We start from the raw sequence: 17,468 nt of genomic DNA on the forward strand, positions 1-17,468 counted from the left end.
AGGTATCTTCATTGAACATTCAACTGGGCCATTTTGAAGTGAATTCCGGACAATTGGTTGTGGCCGATCCTTGTTATGAATTGGATACGAACATTATTATCATGGGTGTGTTGGAAGCCATATTAAATGGAACGTGGGTAGGGGAAGTGGAGAAGGTGGAGATCCCGGACTGGGGCGAAGCCAACGCCAAGCTGACGGCTTACCATCACTCGGTAGCAGAACAAGGGGCATTCCTGGAGTGGATCAAGTGTCCTTTTGTGGCTGGAGTGGATAGCGGACAGGCGGGGATTTTTGATATTCAAAAGTACCGAATTCCGGATGCGAATTCAGCATCGGATAGCTCGGACACGGATACGGACTGGTATTATGCCTGCTGCGACATCACCGAGAGCGGGGAAGAAGCGGGTGTCTTGGATGGGGGCGTTGTATCTCGTACCGGCATCGGTGATGGTGCATACGGCGTGTATAAGGCCGTGAATGAGCAGGATCAAGTGGTTGGCGTGAAAATTGTGTTTATTAAGAAGTAGTCGAGCGCTAACGGAAAAATGAATAAGAGCAAGTATAAACAGTCATGGAAGGTAACCCTTTTATGGCTGTTTTATTAGGGATACACCATGATGCCAACCAAGCCTGTCACTATACTAGAGAGAATAGAGGCATATTGGGGCTTCTGTACCATATGGAAGCATGAAGGCTTCGCTTCATCCAACTGGCATACTCCCATGCCTTCAATATGAAGGACGCTGGAACCTTTTCCATATCCTAGAAGATAGATACAATAAGGTCCAATGAAACGTTGGAGAGGATGCGAATGCCTAGAATACTTGTCCCGCCCGAGGTATTGATTCGGGTGTCAGAGGAAGCCGCCAGGGCTGCGGAAGAACTGGAAACGACCAAGAATCGGCTGGACCAGCAGATTACATATATGATGTCTTCGTGGGAAGGAACGACACGTTCGCGGTTTTTCGAAGATTTTCAGCGTGCCCATGGCGAAATGAATAAAACGATTGAGCATCTACGAATCATCGGCCAGGAATTGAAGGCCATTGCTTTCCGGTTCATCTCAGCTGATATGCGTGAAGATCTCATGATTGCGGCATCGGCAGCGAGCGCTGCGAACGAGCCCAAAACGTTCTGGGACCATGCAGGGGACTTCTGGCAGGGGCTGCAGACCGGGGCGAAATCCGTAGCAAATTCGGTAAAGGATACGGCTACGTCCTTGGTAGAAGACCCGCTTGGCACTGCTAAGGACATGGCCTATAATGCAACTATCGGGACGGCGGAAGAGATCATCGACACGGCGGTCTGGGGAGGCAAAATGATTTTTGATGCCGATACCCGGGAGAAATTCGCGGCAGACGTCGAGGCGTCGGGTGGCGCGTCCAATTATATGGGGCAGCAGGCTGCCATGATCCTGGCCGGCTTGGCCACACGCCGGATCGGCGTGAAGACCCACCCGCACCTGAAGCATGATTCGGGTGGGGATGGGGGGAAGGTTGAGGGTAAGGGTAACTCTATCCGCAACTTCGCAGGAAACATTAATGCTGAAAGCATTCCTAATATGTCCAAGAAGGAAATCTTGGATAGCTTACCAAAGGACTGGGAGTATACTGATAATAACGGTTTTGTTCATATTCGAGATGTAAACGGAAATATACGCATGAGAATCGACCCACCTGATAAAGTCACCAAATATGACCATGTTCATTTGTTTGATGAAAGTGGTAACTCAATCGATGTTAGTCTGAATGTGGTTGACAGAAAAAGTCCTGATGCTCATATTCCATATAAAAAATGAGGTGATACAGTGAAAGCTGAAGAAATCCTGGGTAAGATTGAAGCAATGCATTACTGGGATGCTAGAGTACTAAAATTTGATTCGAGTTTTTTTGGCGACGAATTAATACTTATTTTTGAGGACACAGAGTGTGACGTCAAATTGTCCTTTACGGGATGTTCTAAATTTTCCTTTATTACAAATGTAGATGATAGGACAAAACCTTTAAGAGAGTTGACTAGACCACAAATTCCTTATTTTCTACAAGATATCGAAGTTACAGATGTTCAAAGTGAAGGTTATCAATTACTAAATTGTAAAATTACAATGCCTCCTCTTAATGCTGAAATTGTCTGTAAATCAATTTCAGTTGAGAAGGTATAGACGAAGATTTTGAATGCCTTTCGAGATGTACTTCCATCTTTTCACTGTTCGCAGAGCTGCAGCGAAACCCTCTGCTCACCAAAACACCCCCAAAAAAATGACGTGACATGGAAATGTCCGCCCGGCGATCGTTCCAATCACGATGATCCGTATGTCTTTGAATCGCTGCATTAATCGCATGGCTTCCTAGGCTTCGAAGAAGCTTGGATGCAGGGAAGAGAATGTTTTATATTGGCTGCCGATGCTGATAAGAAACTGCATTTAATTCATTTCTCGGGTCAATAGCTCGACCAGCTCATTCGCGAAGGCCTTGTGAGCTAATGACGCAAGCGTTGGTTAAAGAGGCGCTATATTCACGTTTACACTAGCAGTGCCGATAAGCATATCCAAGGAGAAAGTATTCGAATATCTTCAATTGTATTATTCAGCATCTTGGCAGAACCTCTTCATGGAGCTAAACTTGCCCCGGTGTGACGGCCAATCTCAACAAGGAGCTGACACAAAATTTTCAGGAGAAAACGAATGAAATGGACATAAACATACAGGTTGTGGAGGACGATGCCGCCAATATTGGTTTATATTATCCTGAGTCTTCTTTTGATATTGTCGCTTTTCATTATGCTATTAACGATATCATCCAGACCATTACCGCCGACCGTGATGGCATAGATACAGTAAATAATGATTGGTAGTCAATCGAACCTCTAATGTTGCAAGCTGTTATGGATTATCACAGAAAAGACATGTTGAAAAATGCAGCGTATTATGAGTTTATCCAAATCATGGACACAAGCCAAAAGCAGTTAAAAAGAGGAGGATACATGATATTCGATACCATTACTTATGCTGGATATGATGAAATGGGTTATTCCTCTGAACTTCACAGCAACTATATACAACTGGGTAGAAGCTGGGTTAGCGAAGCAAATCTGGACCTGGAAGAGATTGAAGTCGAGTCGGATGATAAACAATGGCGGATGATATGGAGAAAGTGTAATTATAGTTTGAGTTCTTGGTCGATCGGGGAGAGGTCGTCGTTGTTTTAAATGCTCTTGTTTGAAAAAGAAAATGTCACCAGCAATAATAAGGCTTTAAATCCAAATCCAAGTATGGTCGTCAGGAGTTGATTTGGTAGTGAGTAAGCCAGTTATGCAGGTCGCTCAGGTCGTCGGACCTGATTGCGATATGGAGAGCCAAGCCGTCAGGGCGGCTTCGGGCCAAGCGAGATTCAGCGTTACGCGAAGCTGAACGGAAGACGGTGATCGGAACGGCTGCTCGCTGGGGGATCCAGCACTGGCTAACGCTTTCCTGGAGCGGGGCTGCAAGATGTATATCGGGCCGGATGACTATCCGGACGGCAACGATGCGCTGATGTTCGTTCTCCGGCTGTTCTATGAGATCGTTCAGCAGGGACGAGACGTGAAGGAAGCCTTTGCGCAAGCGGTGGCGATGAGTGGTGAGCTATTCATGTACCGGCTGTATAAATGATAGCAATCATAGATAAAAATTTTACACCCCTTCTCATTCCCAGCAGGGTGTGTGCAGTCAATGGTCCTCGAAATACTCCTAATACTGACTTGGCGTGACGTGGGCGTACTTTTTGAAGATGCTAATAAAATACTTGTAGTCACTAAATCCGATATCCTTCGCGATGGTGTAGACTTTGTTATCGCCTGACTTCAGTAAATCTATCGATTTCTGGATCGGGTAGCGATTGAGAAATTCATTGAAGATATAGCTTGTCTCAGCCTTGAACTTCTGGTTCAGCTAGTATGCGCTTAAGCCAAGCTCTTCCACGAGATCATGAATGTTGATCTTTTCTCAGTACATGGTGTATTGCGGTAATATATTCACTACTATAACGAAGTGGAGGCACAGAGAAAGCTAAACAAGCTGACTCCGGTAGATACAGACGTCAGCTTGCAGTCTAGGGGCTTTTTCAATGTCTACTAAATTGGGGCTTGACCACAATCCATAGAGTAGAGGACAATGGTTTTGTATTAATTGTTATTAAACAAAGGTTAAAAATCTGCGGGACGCTTTTTATTTAAAGCAGCTTGTCTAATATTATCAATAAAAGTCTCAACGTCGTAATTTTGTTGTTGTTTGATGGTAGAATCAGCATTAAGGAAGCTATTCACATTATTTTGTTGAGATACCACCGTACCGTTTTCGACTCTCCAAATTCCATCTTCAAATTGATAAGACCAATAATAATTATCATCAGTCTTCACTAGCAATAATATAACTTCTTCATCCGGTAATAGATATCTTGTTTCTTTATTCTCTTTTTGTGTTCCGTGCTGCAAAAAAGTGATTATATCTTCATCTAACTCGCCATAGATCACTTCTTTAACTTTAACGATAGAAGGTGTGACGTCGTAGTTGAAATTTGTTTTCTCAGGTAATCCAGCGTTTCTGCTGAACGGTTCTTTTTGCTCTATAATAGTACCTTTAACAATCAAATCAACGAAATACATTTCTTCTTCCAGACTCTTTGTCATGACTCGTGCGGTAGCATGCTCGTCCATTTGGGAATCGGTAAAAATGTTTGAACCCACCCAGTTGCCCAAAAAAACACTCAATCCTAACGCTAAAATTGTAATCGAAAGTTTTCGGAACATTCGTTCAACCCCCTTTAACGATAAATCGCATTTAAGTTAGTAATATCATAACTCGTTGGCGTGTTGCTTGTTACACCTGCATTCATAATGGATGGAGTAACCACCGGACTAGCAAGAGTATGGGCTAGCCCAACAACATGGCCAATTTCATGAGCAATAATTGCGCTTCGTCTCGCTGCAGTCCCAGGCATTGTTCCATCATTTAAGAAGATACCGGCATAATTCACCTTACCAAAGCATTTATTCCCGGTAGCATTGGGATCTGTAAAACAAGGAGATCCCTCATTATATACTTGTGCCCAGCCAAATAGGCCACTTCCCCATCCGTTTTGTTTCCATGTGCTTTCAGTAACAGAGTATATATCCACGTTGGAGTAACTAAAACTCGACAATGCTATACTAATATTTCCAGAGCTATTATTCCACAAGTTTACACCATTAGTATAGGCAGTACCACTGTAGCTACTGTTCAAATTATCCCCGTTGGTTAAGAGATATGCTTCCCCGTCGGAATTGAGATTGGCCCATTTCCAGGAATGTGTTTCAGCACTCACGATAACGGTAAAAGTAAACGTTGCAATGCAACTTAGCAAGATAACGGCCCAGTATCTAAATTTATTTTTCATAGGTTTTTCCTCCATTCGTAGATAAGGAGTCTCATGTTTATTATTTAATTTATTGGAAAATTATAGAAATACTTACTTATTAATCTGCTTCTGTTATGAAAAAAGATATACGAGTTGACTTTCTCGTATATCTTTTTATTAAGTCTATTACTAGATTCCGCTGTTTCCTACACCAGTCGCTTGGAAATATTTCCCGTCAAAATCAACCCAACCAGAGGTTTGTACGGATGCTGTCCATAAATAATAGGAGCTATAAGTATCACTAATATTTACTGAGACAAGGGTTTGGTTCGATCCATTTTTAGTTTGCGTAGACTCATGAGGAGTGCTGCTGGTCGAGCTACTATTTACGTAAGTGACTAAAGTTTTCGCCCAAATCTTCATAGTAACATCACCTGAGTACCCACCTGACCACACAGTTGAAGCATATCCACTAAATCTAACTGTTTGACGTGTTGGTTCAAGAGTTATATCACCTTGGGAAGTTACATACATACAGTTGCAGGAAGGTGTAGGGGTACCATACAAATTCCAACTTCCATTGGCTGCAAGTGCCGCCTTGTTCTCATCGATCTGATCTGAGCTAGGCTCCGTTAAAGTGGGATCCTCCGAGTTAGGTTCTGTCGGAGTGGAAACAGGCAAGTCCGAATCTAAAATTAGTGGACTGGGCTCTGAGGAACTGTAGTCAAGGGAACTAGATGCAAATGAACTAGAGACAAAGGTAAATGCTGAAACTAATGACAATAATACAATAGAAACCTTGATTTTTTTTAACATTATTTCTCCTCCTTAAGTTTATTCGAATTAACTATAAAAAATATAGGGATTTAAGTAAATATCTGTAATATATCAAAATAGTAAGGTTTCAATTTTTATTTATAAATGTTAAACTAAGGAAAATTTAATAGGTAATTGTCGTAATTTCCAGAAAGAAATCTAAAACAAGATAAAGGGGCTGATGTAGTGTTGAACTACACATCAAGTATTTCTTTCACTAATGCTGTTATCAGAATTAATAAGGATTTAAGTTACAATTTGAATGGCCATTACATTGTTAGGAATAACAAGATGATTAGCCTAACCTTAACAGAAAATAAGTTATTATTATTTTTTATTAATAATTACAATAGACGTATTTTCGTCGAAGAGATTATTGATTATATGCAAGATAAATACATATGCTATAGTGATCAAAATTTATATGTTTATATTAGTAGACTAAGAAAGAAAATCGAAGAAGACTCCAAAAATCCTAAAGTACTAATCAATATGAGACCAGGTTACATTTTTTGGAGCCAGTATGAATCCTATGAATCATTTAAGCCATAAAAGTAAATAATAGGATCTTTGATCATCTTATATTTTTTACCTGATCATATAACACCGACATGTGTTACTAAACCTGTTTGCCCTCTTTTTGTATTAGAGATCATCAAACAATCGATTAGCGCAATCTTATTCGGTAGAATGTAAGATGGTAATAGGCCATCATTTAGAAAAAAAGTTGTGTAGCTTTTATAGTAATATTTGGTGGGGGTATTGAAATTCCGTAAAATATTATGTTTGTGGTCAGACCATTTATGCGATGTAGATTATGAGTTATTGACCATAAATTTATATGTAAGCAACTGAAACACGACTAAACTACAATAGCTAGGAAAAGAAAGTCTAAAGTTTCCACTGGGTAGTGTAAACCAAATGTATAGCTGTACTTAAACTAGTATGTCATATTACATAAGCAATTACCGAGGTGAACCATGAAAAAATGCCTTATATTAGTTATATTATTTTCATTTATTTTCGTTGGCTGTTCAAAATCAGAGAACTTTCCAAAGTATATATATAATTTATTAGAGGAACAATATGTAGAACTGGATGGTATTTCCGCATTTAAAAATGACAATAATATTAGTTTCTATCATACTTATTGGATAATAAAAATTTATGACAAACTTTCATTACCAATAAAGCACCAAGATCATATAGGAAGATGGATTTCAAATATAGATATTACAAATGAATCTGAACGAGATAGGATAGGTCTAACGGGTTTGCCTCTTGAGGAAAGCATAATTATGTACTTAGACGCTTTAAGAGTTTTAAAATACCCACTTGAAGGAACTTATAAAACAAAAATATTATCAGCATTAGATGATCTGGAGAGGGAAAATGGTGCAATAAATGATAAGAATATTACTATATACAGCAAGTTGTTTGGCATATACCAATTAATGGATCAGCCTACTGACGAAAAGTGGTTTAAATCATATTTTTCGTATTTAGTAGAGAATGTTGATAAATTATCATTATTTAATAAATACTATTTATATTCCTATGTGGATATAGATAAAGAAATTTTTAATAAAAATAATTACACCTTAACAATAAATAATTTAGATTATAAAAGTATAGTTGACGCATACTATATTAATAATATGGGAGAGATCTGGGGAGAAGTAAGCATAAATAGAGGATTTGTATCAGAAAGTTTCAACCAACTAATAAACTTAGATTCAACAATAGACCCCCAAATAATGTATTATTTAATTACTTTAGATGTTGATGCAATAAGCGATGAACAAAAAAATAAATTCTCAAAGAGATTCAATTCTTTATTGATACAGAATAAGGCTTGGGGTGAAATATCAAATGTACTAAGCTTAGATAATACTTATTTTTCGCTTGAAATATTGGCGTATTATGATCAGTTAGATGAATTAGATCTGGAAAGTATAAATGAATTTCTAAACCGGAAATTAACAATGTTACTAGAAAAGGATAAATTACATCTTCCTGATATAAATAATTTAAGGACCTTAGCATTGAGCTACAAAGTGATAGGAAATAAAGAAGCTCTCAATACTATAAAAGGTATTATCATTAATAAAATTAATAATTTTGAACAACACGAAATTAACCCCATGGTAATCGATGCTATAATAACAATAACTATAGCTACTGAATTAGAATATATTAATCTCCCTAACAAAATTAAAAATGAATCCGAGAGAATTATTAATGAACTGTCTCAGCAAAAAAACAAGACATTTCTTGATATATATTATCTTTATTCACTAAAAAAAATATCCGGAAATTGGGAACCTATAGATCAGGAACAGTTAAATAAGTTAATTAATTCTTTTCTAGACAGCAAAGGTGCTATAATAAACACGAATGGAGAACCTATTGCAGATACTTATTACTTTATAAAGCTTTCCAAGTTCCTCAAGATGAATTATCCAGAAAAAACATACAACTTTTTAATTTCTTTTCTTAATGAAGAATCAAATGAAAATTTAATTAAACTGGCAATTGCAGCAAGTTCTATTAGAATTATTAATGAAGGAGAGGATTATCAATGAAACAAAATGGATTTTTAATATTGCTTTCCTCATTTTCTTTAATTTATTTTCTCTCTCTATTGAACATTTTTCCTTTTATAAAGTTCTTGATACTAATATCATTATTGATTCTTTTTTGGGTAAATAAAAATAGAATATCAGATTTTATTTCGGTTTCTAGAAATGTTTGTTATATGGTGGGATTTGTATTTTTGTTGAATATTTTGTCAATTGGAGTTTCCTTTTGGAGTAATTTCAAGATAAAGGAGATTAGTTATGGTATCTCTATAACAACACGTGGTGATATTGGAGAAAAATTATTATTATTATTATTTGAAAAATATACTGTAATTAATACATTAAGTTCATTTATTAGTATCATTATATTCCTTTATCTTATTGCTCTCGTTGTTAAATTACTAAATTTAAGAAAATCAATAAAATAATAATTTTAGCCGGAGCAATGGCTGGGCAGTAATAAATACATGATTTTCTTGAAATTGGATAAAAATTAAATAGAAATAATTTACGATTCTATGCATATACGAGGCAACAGTATAACGCATCAATGGCCCTCCGAAAGAAGAAACTCTTTAATACAACTACCACCAAAAAAGATGTGAGTCGGCAATTAACCGCTAACCAGCGGCCCCTCCAATCACATCTTTTTTGACATAGATCCCCCTTTATTGAGCGGCTGGTTCCGTTACATTCTGATTGTACATGAAATAGTATTGGTGGAGGGAACGGTCATGCCGTGTTGTCTGGATGGGGAAGGAGTCATTAATTCGGGCAATATCCGAAGTCGTTCTCGGATATCGTTGACGATGAGCGGGCGAACAACCTCGTGGATGGATTCTCACGCCGGGAAGCTGAAGAGGAGTTATGCAGAAAACGCAATTTCCACAGAGATTTGGCGTTTAGCCTGACTGCATTCTTAGCCAAGTACATGATAAAAAACGATCCGTAACAGGATCGTTTTTTTAGATTTAGCTGGTGGGAGAGTAGTGCTGCAATGGAGCAATGTGAGATTGAACAAGAAGATGTATTCTCATTAACCGCAGGACCATTGCTTATGTATTTTCAATCAGGGTTGGTAATAGGAGTAGCAAGTGACCCATCTCAAAACTCCGTTATTATATGGGTTGAAAAAGATGATACAGGCTACATAACTGTTGACTCTATTGAAAGTGATGCCGAACTCTATCCTATTAATGCCTTGGATAAACAATATAGCACTTCTTATTGGAGCCAAATCGTAGGACAGAAATTAATGCAGGTTAATATTATTAAGCGTGATCCACAAAATGCAATTCTAGCTGAATTACCTAATGAGGTTGGTGTTGAGATGATTATGGATAATGGGAAGAAAATTATACTATCGCATGGACTTCACAACAATTCAGACGATTTTTCAGTGATAGAAGAGTCATGCATTGATAGAAGACTTTTGGAGAGTTTAAGTTGGGTAAATATGATATAGTTCATTTTTACAAGGACTTACTTTAAGAGTGATTCATGAAAGAATGAAACAAAGTCCAAACTATGGCATCACCCGTTTTAGATAGTAAGGGATCACTAGTAGTAGGAATGATTACATATTCCTTTATTTTAAGTTGATCGATTAGCGGAATTCTTCACAAAAGTGATGGTCCCTCACACATATATCTTAACCGAGCGAAAACGCAGGGCCGTTCCCTGTATTCGCTCGGTTTTTCGTTATGACAGCCCCTTCCTATGAACTTGAAACAAAATTGAGACAGTCTCTGTTCCATTGTTATATTACACTTAATTAAAGATGTTGAAATTTATCAGATCACGTCGTGTTTCTATGACTCATCGATGATTGTACTGATGCAAAGGAGAAACCTGTTTATGAAAAAAATGTCCATTATGCTGGCAGTAACGCTCATTTTTTCGATGGTGCTTGCTCCCTTGGCTTCCGCTCAGCCGGTGGTCCGGGCTGGTAACAACTCGGTTCCGGTTGAAGCGGACGGTTGGGTGTGGGTCGGGACCACTGAAGAACTGGCTTATATCAATCGGAATCAAGCGTCTTACCTGGATCGGAATATCCGATTGACCGGCGACATCGATATGTCCGGATACGATTGGGTGCCCATAGCCGATGAAGCGACCGTCTTCAGCGGTATTTTTGACGGAAGGGGACACAGGATCGAAGGTCTCACCATCGATGGAGGAGCTCTGCAATATGTCGGCTTTTTCGGCCGCGTATCGGGGACCGTTCGTAATCTAAGCATTTCCGCACAAGTCAATGGCGGCAGCTATGCCGGCGGATTGGTGGGCCATCTGTTGGGCGGTAACATCATCAACTCACATTCGCAGGGCTCTGTTGCGAGCGGCAATATTACTGGTTACGGAGGCGTGAGCGTAGCAGGCGGCTTGGCCGGGGCGGCCAATGGCGATTCGACCATTCTTCGCTCATCTTCAACCGCTGCCGTCAAAAGCGGCGATGCCTCCAACCAATATGCCGGAGGGCTTGTCGGTTCCCAAGGTGCAGGCTCCATTAGTGACTCTTATGCCACAGGAACGGTGACCAATTCGGGTGGCGATCACTTTTTCTTTGGGGGCGGATTGGCCGGACAAATGATATACGGAACGATCACCAATAGTTATTCTTCAACTGCAATCATGCAATCCGGAAGCGTCACCTATTACACGGTGGGCGGTTTTATCGGAATCGTGACGTATTCATCCATCGACGCCTCATATTACAATAACACAGCATCGGGCCAAACCATTGGCGTGGGGGTTGGGGATATCATAGTCTCACCTCATCTCACGGGCCTTACGACCAACGAAATGAGGGAAGCATCCAATTACCAAGGCTGGGATTTCACCGATATCTGGACCGTCGATGCCGGTATTAATGGCGGATATCCTTATTTTCGTCCGGACATTTTGTCAACCGATTTACCGCGGGCGGACAAGGACACCCCTTATTCCTTGGTCCTTGAAGCTTTCGACGGCGCAAGGGGGGGCTTGACTTGGAACGCCTCCGGACTTCCTGACGGCCTAGCGTTGACGGATCACGGCATGCTCAAAGGCAGACCTACGGTGAGTGGTACGTTCCCGGTTACAGTTTCTGTGACCGATGCGGGCCAGAACACCGTTAGCGCAGTCTTAACTCTGTATGTGGATGAACCGGCACCGGACATCGACGGGCTTGCTATTCGTCCAGGCAGCGCGAACGGTTCGACGAGCGTGACGGCGGTTCCGGGTAATTCGGGGCATACGTTTGCTTATTTGCTCGGGCCAGATGCCGGTGAGCGTCCCCTATTGGGAGATGCTCTGCCTGGCGAAGCAGCCTTGTATTCGTTAGGTACGGACATTGTGGATCCAATCCCGGGTCAATATCTCCAGGTATTTGAACTGGATGCACAGCAGCGCATCCAAGCGTGGAGCGTTATCCAAGTGGAAGCGAGCCATATTCGTAACACAATCCCCGTTACGGGGGTGAGTCTGGATCAGACGACTCTGACCCTTACGGCAGGAGGTGCTTCACAGAAGCTGACATCCGTCCTTTTGCCGGCGAATGCGACGAATCAGGCGGTATCCTGGAGTTCCAGCGATTCAAGCGTCGCCCAGGTGGATCAGAGCGGTGAGGTGACGCCGGTCGCTGAAGGTACGGCGGTCGTTACGGTGACGACAATCGACGGCGGGTTCACGGCCACCGCAGCAGTGACGGTACATCCGGCTCCAACGGATACGGGGACGGTGACCGGCGCAGTCTACGGTACAGGGAATACACCGCTGGCCGGTGCAGCGGTATCGGTGGGCGGAATGAAGGATATGACCGACGCCGAGGGGAGATTTGCGCTGAATAACGTAGCGGCAGGCCGCCATGAACTCACAGTGACAGCAGCGACGTATAACGATTATGCGACAACCGTAAATGTCTTAGCTGGGGAGACGGTCGACGTAGGGCGCATCGATCTGAGAGCTGCCTATACCCCAGAACCGGAATCCCCATCCTATAGCTGGGTTCCGGTTCCTGCCCCTTCCCCTGCGCCGGACCCAAGAAAGATCGTAACGATCAACGGCAAACAAGTTCGGGTAACCGCCAAAAAAGAGCAGGAGCATGACGGGCGCACCGTTCTGAGACTGATACCGGACTCCGATCTGGTTCGGTCATGGGCCGCTGGCGGGGAGGATATCGTCATCGACATCGACAATGAGGATCCGGTGGTGAAGGTCGATCTTCCGGCTGAAGCGCTGCAGGTTCTCCTTGCGGCGAAGCCGAATGCAGCCATTCGGATTGGGGTGAACGGGGCAAGCTACAGCGTTCCGCTGCACGTGCTAAGCGACCTCCCGAACCGAGCGACCGTAACGGTTGTCATTGCGAGAATGACGGATTCTGCAAGCCGTGAGCTGGAAGAGGAATTGACCCGTCAAGGTTATGACATGCTGGCTAGGCCGACGATTTTTGAGCTATACAGCGACGGCAATGTAAAAATCGAAGCGGAAGGTACGTATTTGGAGCGCACATTCTTAATGGACGGTGCGACAGAACCCGACCATTCCACCGTCGTGCGGGTGGATGGCGCAGGGAAGCCGCGCTTCGTCCCTTCCGTTTTTGAAGGAGAGACAGCGACTTTTTATGACGCATATAATGGCGTGTTCACCGCGGTTCGCTCCAACCGAACCTTCGGGGATATCCAGGGACATTGGGCGCAAAGCGACATCGAGCGGATGGCGAACAAGCTGATCGTGAACGGATCGGCTGACGGCACGTTTGATCCTAACCGTACGGTGACCCGCGCCGAGTTCGTCGCGATGCTCGTGCGTGCGCTCGGACTGGCCGAGAAACCGCAGCTAGCTTCCTATTCGGACGTGGGGCCGAACGAAGTTTGGTATGCCGGTGCGATAGGGGCCGCATCCGCGGCTGGTTTGATTGAAGGCTACGCCGACGGTTCGTTCCGACCGGACGCTGTGGTCACGAGAGAGCAGGTGGCGGTGATGCTGGGCAGAGCCATCCGATATGCCGGTGAGCTTCCGTCGCAGGATGCCTCTGCGTTGGAACGCTTCTCGGACCATGCCCAGGTATCCGAGTGGGCCAAGAGATCGGCTGCCGACCTGTTGGCCGCGGGCATGATCGAAGGGGGCGGGAAGGCTGCGTTCGCTCCGCAGGCGTTTGCCACGCGCGCCCAAAGCACCGTTCTCTTAAACCGAATGCTGCTCTACTTGAATTTCATGAACTGATTGCAGCCGAATAGCTGGCGCGCACATTCCAACCGAGAATGTGCGCGTTTTTTTGCGTTTATTCCGTAAGGGAGCCTATTCGTAGACTCGTAACATAGTATAGTATAAAAAAATAGCAGGTTTACTAGTTGTAAGATTCAACGGGCGAAAAGCGGATGGAGTGAGGATGTAACGAATGGAGAAGATTGCAAAACATCGCATCATCGGTTTGGATCGGGAAATGATGAGTTTCACGGATTGGCTGGCGGATCCCCGGGCGCAGACATCCATTTTTTCAATATCTGGAATTGGCGGCATTGGCAAAACAACGCTGCTGCTGCAAATGGCCCGAATGGCAAGGCAGTCCTCCGTGCGTTCCCTTTGGCTGGACGGGCAAGGAGGCTTAACGACGTCGGGCGCTTTTTTGGCGAGTCTGGAGATGAGTCTTGCAACGGAATACGGCAGAACCAGGGCTCCGGAATCCGCGCTGCTGCCATACATCGTTAACGAGCTTCAGCTGCAGCGTACCGTGTTGTTCATAGACAATGGCGAGGAGATCGAAAAGCTGGAAGGGTGGCTGTTCTCCAGCTTTCTTCCTGAGTTGAAGTCCGCCCGCGTGTTGATCGTATGTGCCTCGCGCAATGGACTGCCGCTCAAGTGGCAGACGAATCCGGAATGGAAGTCCCAAATCCAAAGGTTCCCTTTGCGGCTGTTTACGCGAGAAGAGGTCTACGATTATTTAGAAGGCAGCGGCTTGTCTGCGGAATGGCAAAGGGCTATTGCCGAGAAGACGGAAGGCCATCCGTTGTCGCTTGCCTTGACCGTGGATATGCTGCTTTCCGAGTCTGTGGCGCAGTGGGATGTATGGCGAGAGGTTCCGGCTGTATTGAGCGCCGAATTTTTACGGGAAGCGGCTTCTCCTGGCGTGTACCGCGGGCTGACGGTTTTATCGCTTCTGCCTGCAGCCGACGAGAACATGCTGAACCGGATGTTGGATACACCCTTGGAAGGGACGGACTATTACCATCTGAGGGCACTTTCGTTCGTACGGAATACGGCGGATGGGATAACGCTGCACCAGGTCGTTGCTCGGATGTTACGGGATGACTTTGCGCGCAGAAACCCCGCACAATTCGAAGCGGTTCGCCATCAGGCGTTCGTTCTGCTGGCGGAACGATTCCATTCGGTCGATCAACGGATGCAGATGCGTCTGAGCGCCCACATCTTGGAGCTGTACCGCGAATTTTTGCCCTCGGCCCATGCATATGCCAATTTCTCGTCAAGCCTGAAACCAGGCGAACAGAAGCCGTTCCGGCAGGAGGATATGCCGTATTTGCAGCGTTTTTTGAAGGCGTCTATTCGGGGTTCCGACTGGCAGTCTGAACTGGTTGACTCTGCCGATTACCCGATTTTGCTGGAGGAGATTGCAGCTCATTTTCCTGAGGGAATCTTTATCGTGCGGGACGAAAAAGGGATGCCGCTGGCGTTTTGCGCAGGCGTATGGCTGCATGCCTTAAGTATGCCCTTGTTGGAACGATATGCGCCTGGGTGCAGGGGGATGCTGGGAGAGGAGGCTTCCTCGCTGCATCGGCTTCCTCCGGAGGCGGCCGATACGATATTTGTGCTGTTATCTGCGGTAAATGCCGAACAGTCCCTGTATCGTCCCGAAGAGCTGGGAGCTTTGCTGATGCAGCAATGGCTGGTTCGCATGACCGGTGGTCTGCGGGGGATTTTGGCGGCGGGGGATCCGCAGTTGAATTCCTTATTGTCGATCCTGGGATTCAAAGCGTGCGGGAAAGCGACGGGATATGCGGGCATCGAATTGACGACATGGGAGCTAGATTTTAGGCAAACGAGCTTTGATCAGTGGATTCAGCGGATCATCCGGCAAACGGAGACAGCAGCAGGACAACCGGCATATCAGCGGGAGGATGAGTATCCCCTGGCTATTGATAGAAGCGTAATGAAGCAAATGCTGGAACGGCTGTTCGACCCGGACAAGCTGGAGGAACTCCCTGTAATTCGGCGTTTGGGTTTAGACGGGATGCAGGTGAGGGACATCATTCAAGGGATTCTGGCCGACGGACGTCCGATGGAACCTTTGACGCTGTTGGAGAAGGAAATTCTCATCGCAAGTTATCTGCGCAAGGACCGGAACAAAAGCCAGCTCGCAGCATCCTTCCATATGAGCAGAGCCACCTTTTACCGTCATATGCGTTTGGCCGAAAAACATCTGGCTTTTGTGCTAAGCGATTTGATGAGGTCAGGATTCTGAGCACGCATATACTGGGGCTTCTGTACCATATGAAAGCATGAAGGCTTCGCTTCATCCAACTGGCATACTCCAATGCCTTCAATAATGAAGGACTCTGGAACCTTTTCCATATCCTAGAAGATGGATACAATAAGGTCCAATGAAACGTTGGAGAGGATGCGAATGCCTAGAATACTTGTCCCGCCCGAGGTATTGATTCGGGTGTCGGAGGAAGCCGCCAGGGCAGCGGAAGAACTGGAAACGACCAAGAGTCGGCTGGACCAGCAGATTACATATATGATGTCTTCGTGGGAAGGAACGACACGTTCGCGGTTTTTCGAAGATTTTCAGCGTGCCCATGGCGAAATGAATAAAACGATTGAGCATTTACGGATCATCGGCCAGGAATTGAAGGCCATTGCTTTCCGGTTCATCTCAGCCGATATGCGTGAAGATATCATGATGGCGGCATCGGCAGCGGGCGCTGCGAACGAGCCCAAAACGTTCTGGGACCATGCGGGGGACTTCTGGCAGGGGCTGCAGACCGGGGCGAAATCCGTGGCAAATTCGGTAAAGGATACGGCTACATCCTTGGTGGAAGACCCGCTTGGCACTGCCAAGGACATGGCCTATAATGCAACTATCGGGACGGCGGAAGAGATCATCGACACGGCGGTTTGGGGAGGCAAAATGATTTTTGATGCCGATACCCGGGAGAAATTTGCCTCAGACATTGAGGATTCGGGCGGCGCGTCTAATTATATGGGGCAGCAGGCTGCCATGGCCATCGCCGGCTTGGCCACACGCCGGATCGGCGTGAAGACTCACCCGCATTTGAAGCATGATTCGGGTGGGGATGGGGGGACAGGGACCGGGACCGGGCAGGAGGGAACGGAACAATCTCCAGTCCCAACAAAACCGGGTGGAGGAAGTAATCCCAATGATTTTGTTAACCCGCACTCTGAAAAGCACATGTTTGATCCAAGCAAGCCCTCAACCCCTAATCGTACACAATATGGTCAAAATGTTGATGTAGAGGGATTAAGGCAAGAAACCATGACTAATCCTGATAAAGCATATTCAAACTGGCCGAATCCTAATAACCCTAACACTCAAAGAATAACTAAGTACTATAAAGAGTTTGACGGTAACATTAGTACACCTGACACGGTAACAGGAAGCCATAGAGTATTTGAAAACTTGGATGACCCTACGAGAAGTTCCCATTTTCCTTACTTTCCAAGAAAATAAATTTGGGTGGTG

The 17,468-nt window shown here is 44.4% G+C and carries 15 protein-coding genes and 2 pseudogenes; 13 read left to right on the plus strand and 4 right to left on the minus strand.

What is annotated here, in order from left to right:
* The first annotated feature begins 11 nt into the window (after positions 1-11).
* The 5 genes from AC3RCL_RS05295 to AC3RCL_RS05315 all read left to right on the plus strand — a co-directional run bounded on the left by AC3RCL_RS05295 (position 12) and on the right by AC3RCL_RS05315 (position 3,649).
* Positions 12-527 (plus strand): DUF4241 domain-containing protein, encoded by a 516-nt coding sequence (locus AC3RCL_RS05295; RefSeq protein WP_492534741.1) that lies wholly within the window; start codon positions 12-14, stop codon positions 525-527.
* Positions 528-850: 323 nt separating this feature from the next.
* Positions 851-1,798, plus strand: a complete 948-nt coding sequence (locus tag AC3RCL_RS05300) for a WXG100 family type VII secretion target (RefSeq protein ID WP_492534742.1) — start codon at positions 851-853, stop codon at positions 1,796-1,798.
* 9 nt (positions 1,799-1,807) lie between these two features.
* Positions 1,808-2,161 (plus strand): hypothetical protein, encoded by a 354-nt coding sequence (locus tag AC3RCL_RS05305; protein WP_012819216.1) that lies wholly within the window; start codon positions 1,808-1,810, stop codon positions 2,159-2,161.
* A gap of 527 nt (positions 2,162-2,688) precedes the next feature.
* Complete coding sequence (locus tag AC3RCL_RS05310) at positions 2,689-2,853, plus strand: hypothetical protein (RefSeq protein WP_012819217.1); 165 nt, start codon at positions 2,689-2,691, stop codon at positions 2,851-2,853.
* 634 nt (positions 2,854-3,487) lie between these two features.
* On the plus strand, positions 3,488-3,649 hold the full coding sequence (locus AC3RCL_RS05315; RefSeq protein WP_186326494.1) for a hypothetical protein: 162 nt from the start codon (positions 3,488-3,490) through the stop codon (positions 3,647-3,649).
* A 78-nt stretch (positions 3,650-3,727) separates the two neighbouring features.
* Here AC3RCL_RS05315 and AC3RCL_RS05320 read toward each other — a convergent pair.
* The 4 genes and pseudogenes from AC3RCL_RS05320 to AC3RCL_RS05335 form a co-directional block, all read right to left on the minus strand.
* Positions 3,728-3,982 (minus strand): annotated as a pseudogene (locus AC3RCL_RS05320) (helix-turn-helix transcriptional regulator); the annotation flags it as partial.
* 200 nt (positions 3,983-4,182) lie between these two features.
* The gene (locus tag AC3RCL_RS05325; protein WP_012819219.1) at positions 4,183-4,785 is read right to left on the minus strand and encodes a hypothetical protein; all 603 of its coding nucleotides are present in this window, start codon (positions 4,783-4,785) and stop codon (positions 4,183-4,185) included.
* A gap of 14 nt (positions 4,786-4,799) precedes the next feature.
* Complete coding sequence (locus tag AC3RCL_RS05330) at positions 4,800-5,411, minus strand: zinc metalloprotease (protein WP_012819220.1); 612 nt, start codon at positions 5,409-5,411, stop codon at positions 4,800-4,802.
* Between the two features lie 150 nt (positions 5,412-5,561).
* Positions 5,562-6,188 carry a hypothetical protein gene (locus AC3RCL_RS05335; protein ID WP_012819221.1) on the minus strand — a complete coding sequence of 209 codons (627 nt, stop codon included), beginning with the start codon at positions 6,186-6,188 and terminating at the stop codon, positions 5,562-5,564.
* 291 nt (positions 6,189-6,479) lie between these two features.
* On the opposite strand from AC3RCL_RS05335, the gene AC3RCL_RS05340 reads away from it, so the two are divergent.
* The 8 genes and pseudogenes from AC3RCL_RS05340 (at position 6,480) to AC3RCL_RS05375 (ending at position 17,456) form a co-directional block, all read left to right on the plus strand.
* Positions 6,480-6,740: a helix-turn-helix domain-containing protein gene (locus AC3RCL_RS05340; RefSeq protein ID WP_397359872.1), complete on the plus strand. Its 261-nt coding sequence runs from the start codon at positions 6,480-6,482 to the stop codon at positions 6,738-6,740.
* Between the two features lie 428 nt (positions 6,741-7,168).
* Positions 7,169-8,773, plus strand: coding sequence for a hypothetical protein (locus tag AC3RCL_RS05345; protein ID WP_012819222.1), 1,605 nt, complete (start codon positions 7,169-7,171; stop codon positions 8,771-8,773).
* A complete protein-coding gene (locus AC3RCL_RS05350) occupies positions 8,770-9,198 on the plus strand; it encodes a hypothetical protein (protein WP_041621933.1) in 429 nt (142 codons plus the stop codon). Before AC3RCL_RS05345 ends, AC3RCL_RS05350 begins: the two co-directional genes overlap by 4 nt.
* Positions 9,199-9,486: 288 nt before the next feature.
* A pseudogene (locus AC3RCL_RS05355) lies at positions 9,487-9,722 on the plus strand (SPASM domain-containing protein); the annotation flags it as partial.
* Between the two features lie 45 nt (positions 9,723-9,767).
* Positions 9,768-10,235, plus strand: coding sequence for a hypothetical protein (locus AC3RCL_RS05360; RefSeq protein ID WP_012819224.1), 468 nt, complete (start codon positions 9,768-9,770; stop codon positions 10,233-10,235).
* A 392-nt stretch (positions 10,236-10,627) separates the two neighbouring features.
* Positions 10,628-13,972 carry an S-layer homology domain-containing protein gene (locus AC3RCL_RS05365; RefSeq protein ID WP_492534743.1) on the plus strand — a complete coding sequence of 1,115 codons (3,345 nt, stop codon included), beginning with the start codon at positions 10,628-10,630 and terminating at the stop codon, positions 13,970-13,972.
* A gap of 175 nt (positions 13,973-14,147) precedes the next feature.
* Positions 14,148-16,226 carry an ATP-binding protein gene (locus AC3RCL_RS05370; RefSeq protein WP_012819226.1) on the plus strand — a complete coding sequence of 693 codons (2,079 nt, stop codon included), beginning with the start codon at positions 14,148-14,150 and terminating at the stop codon, positions 16,224-16,226.
* Between the two features lie 162 nt (positions 16,227-16,388).
* Complete coding sequence (locus AC3RCL_RS05375; protein WP_492534744.1) at positions 16,389-17,456, plus strand: WXG100 family type VII secretion target; 1,068 nt, start codon at positions 16,389-16,391, stop codon at positions 17,454-17,456.
* Positions 17,457-17,468 lie beyond the last annotated feature (12 nt).

The sequence above is a fragment of the Paenibacillus sp. MT86 genome (assembly GCF_058792535.1).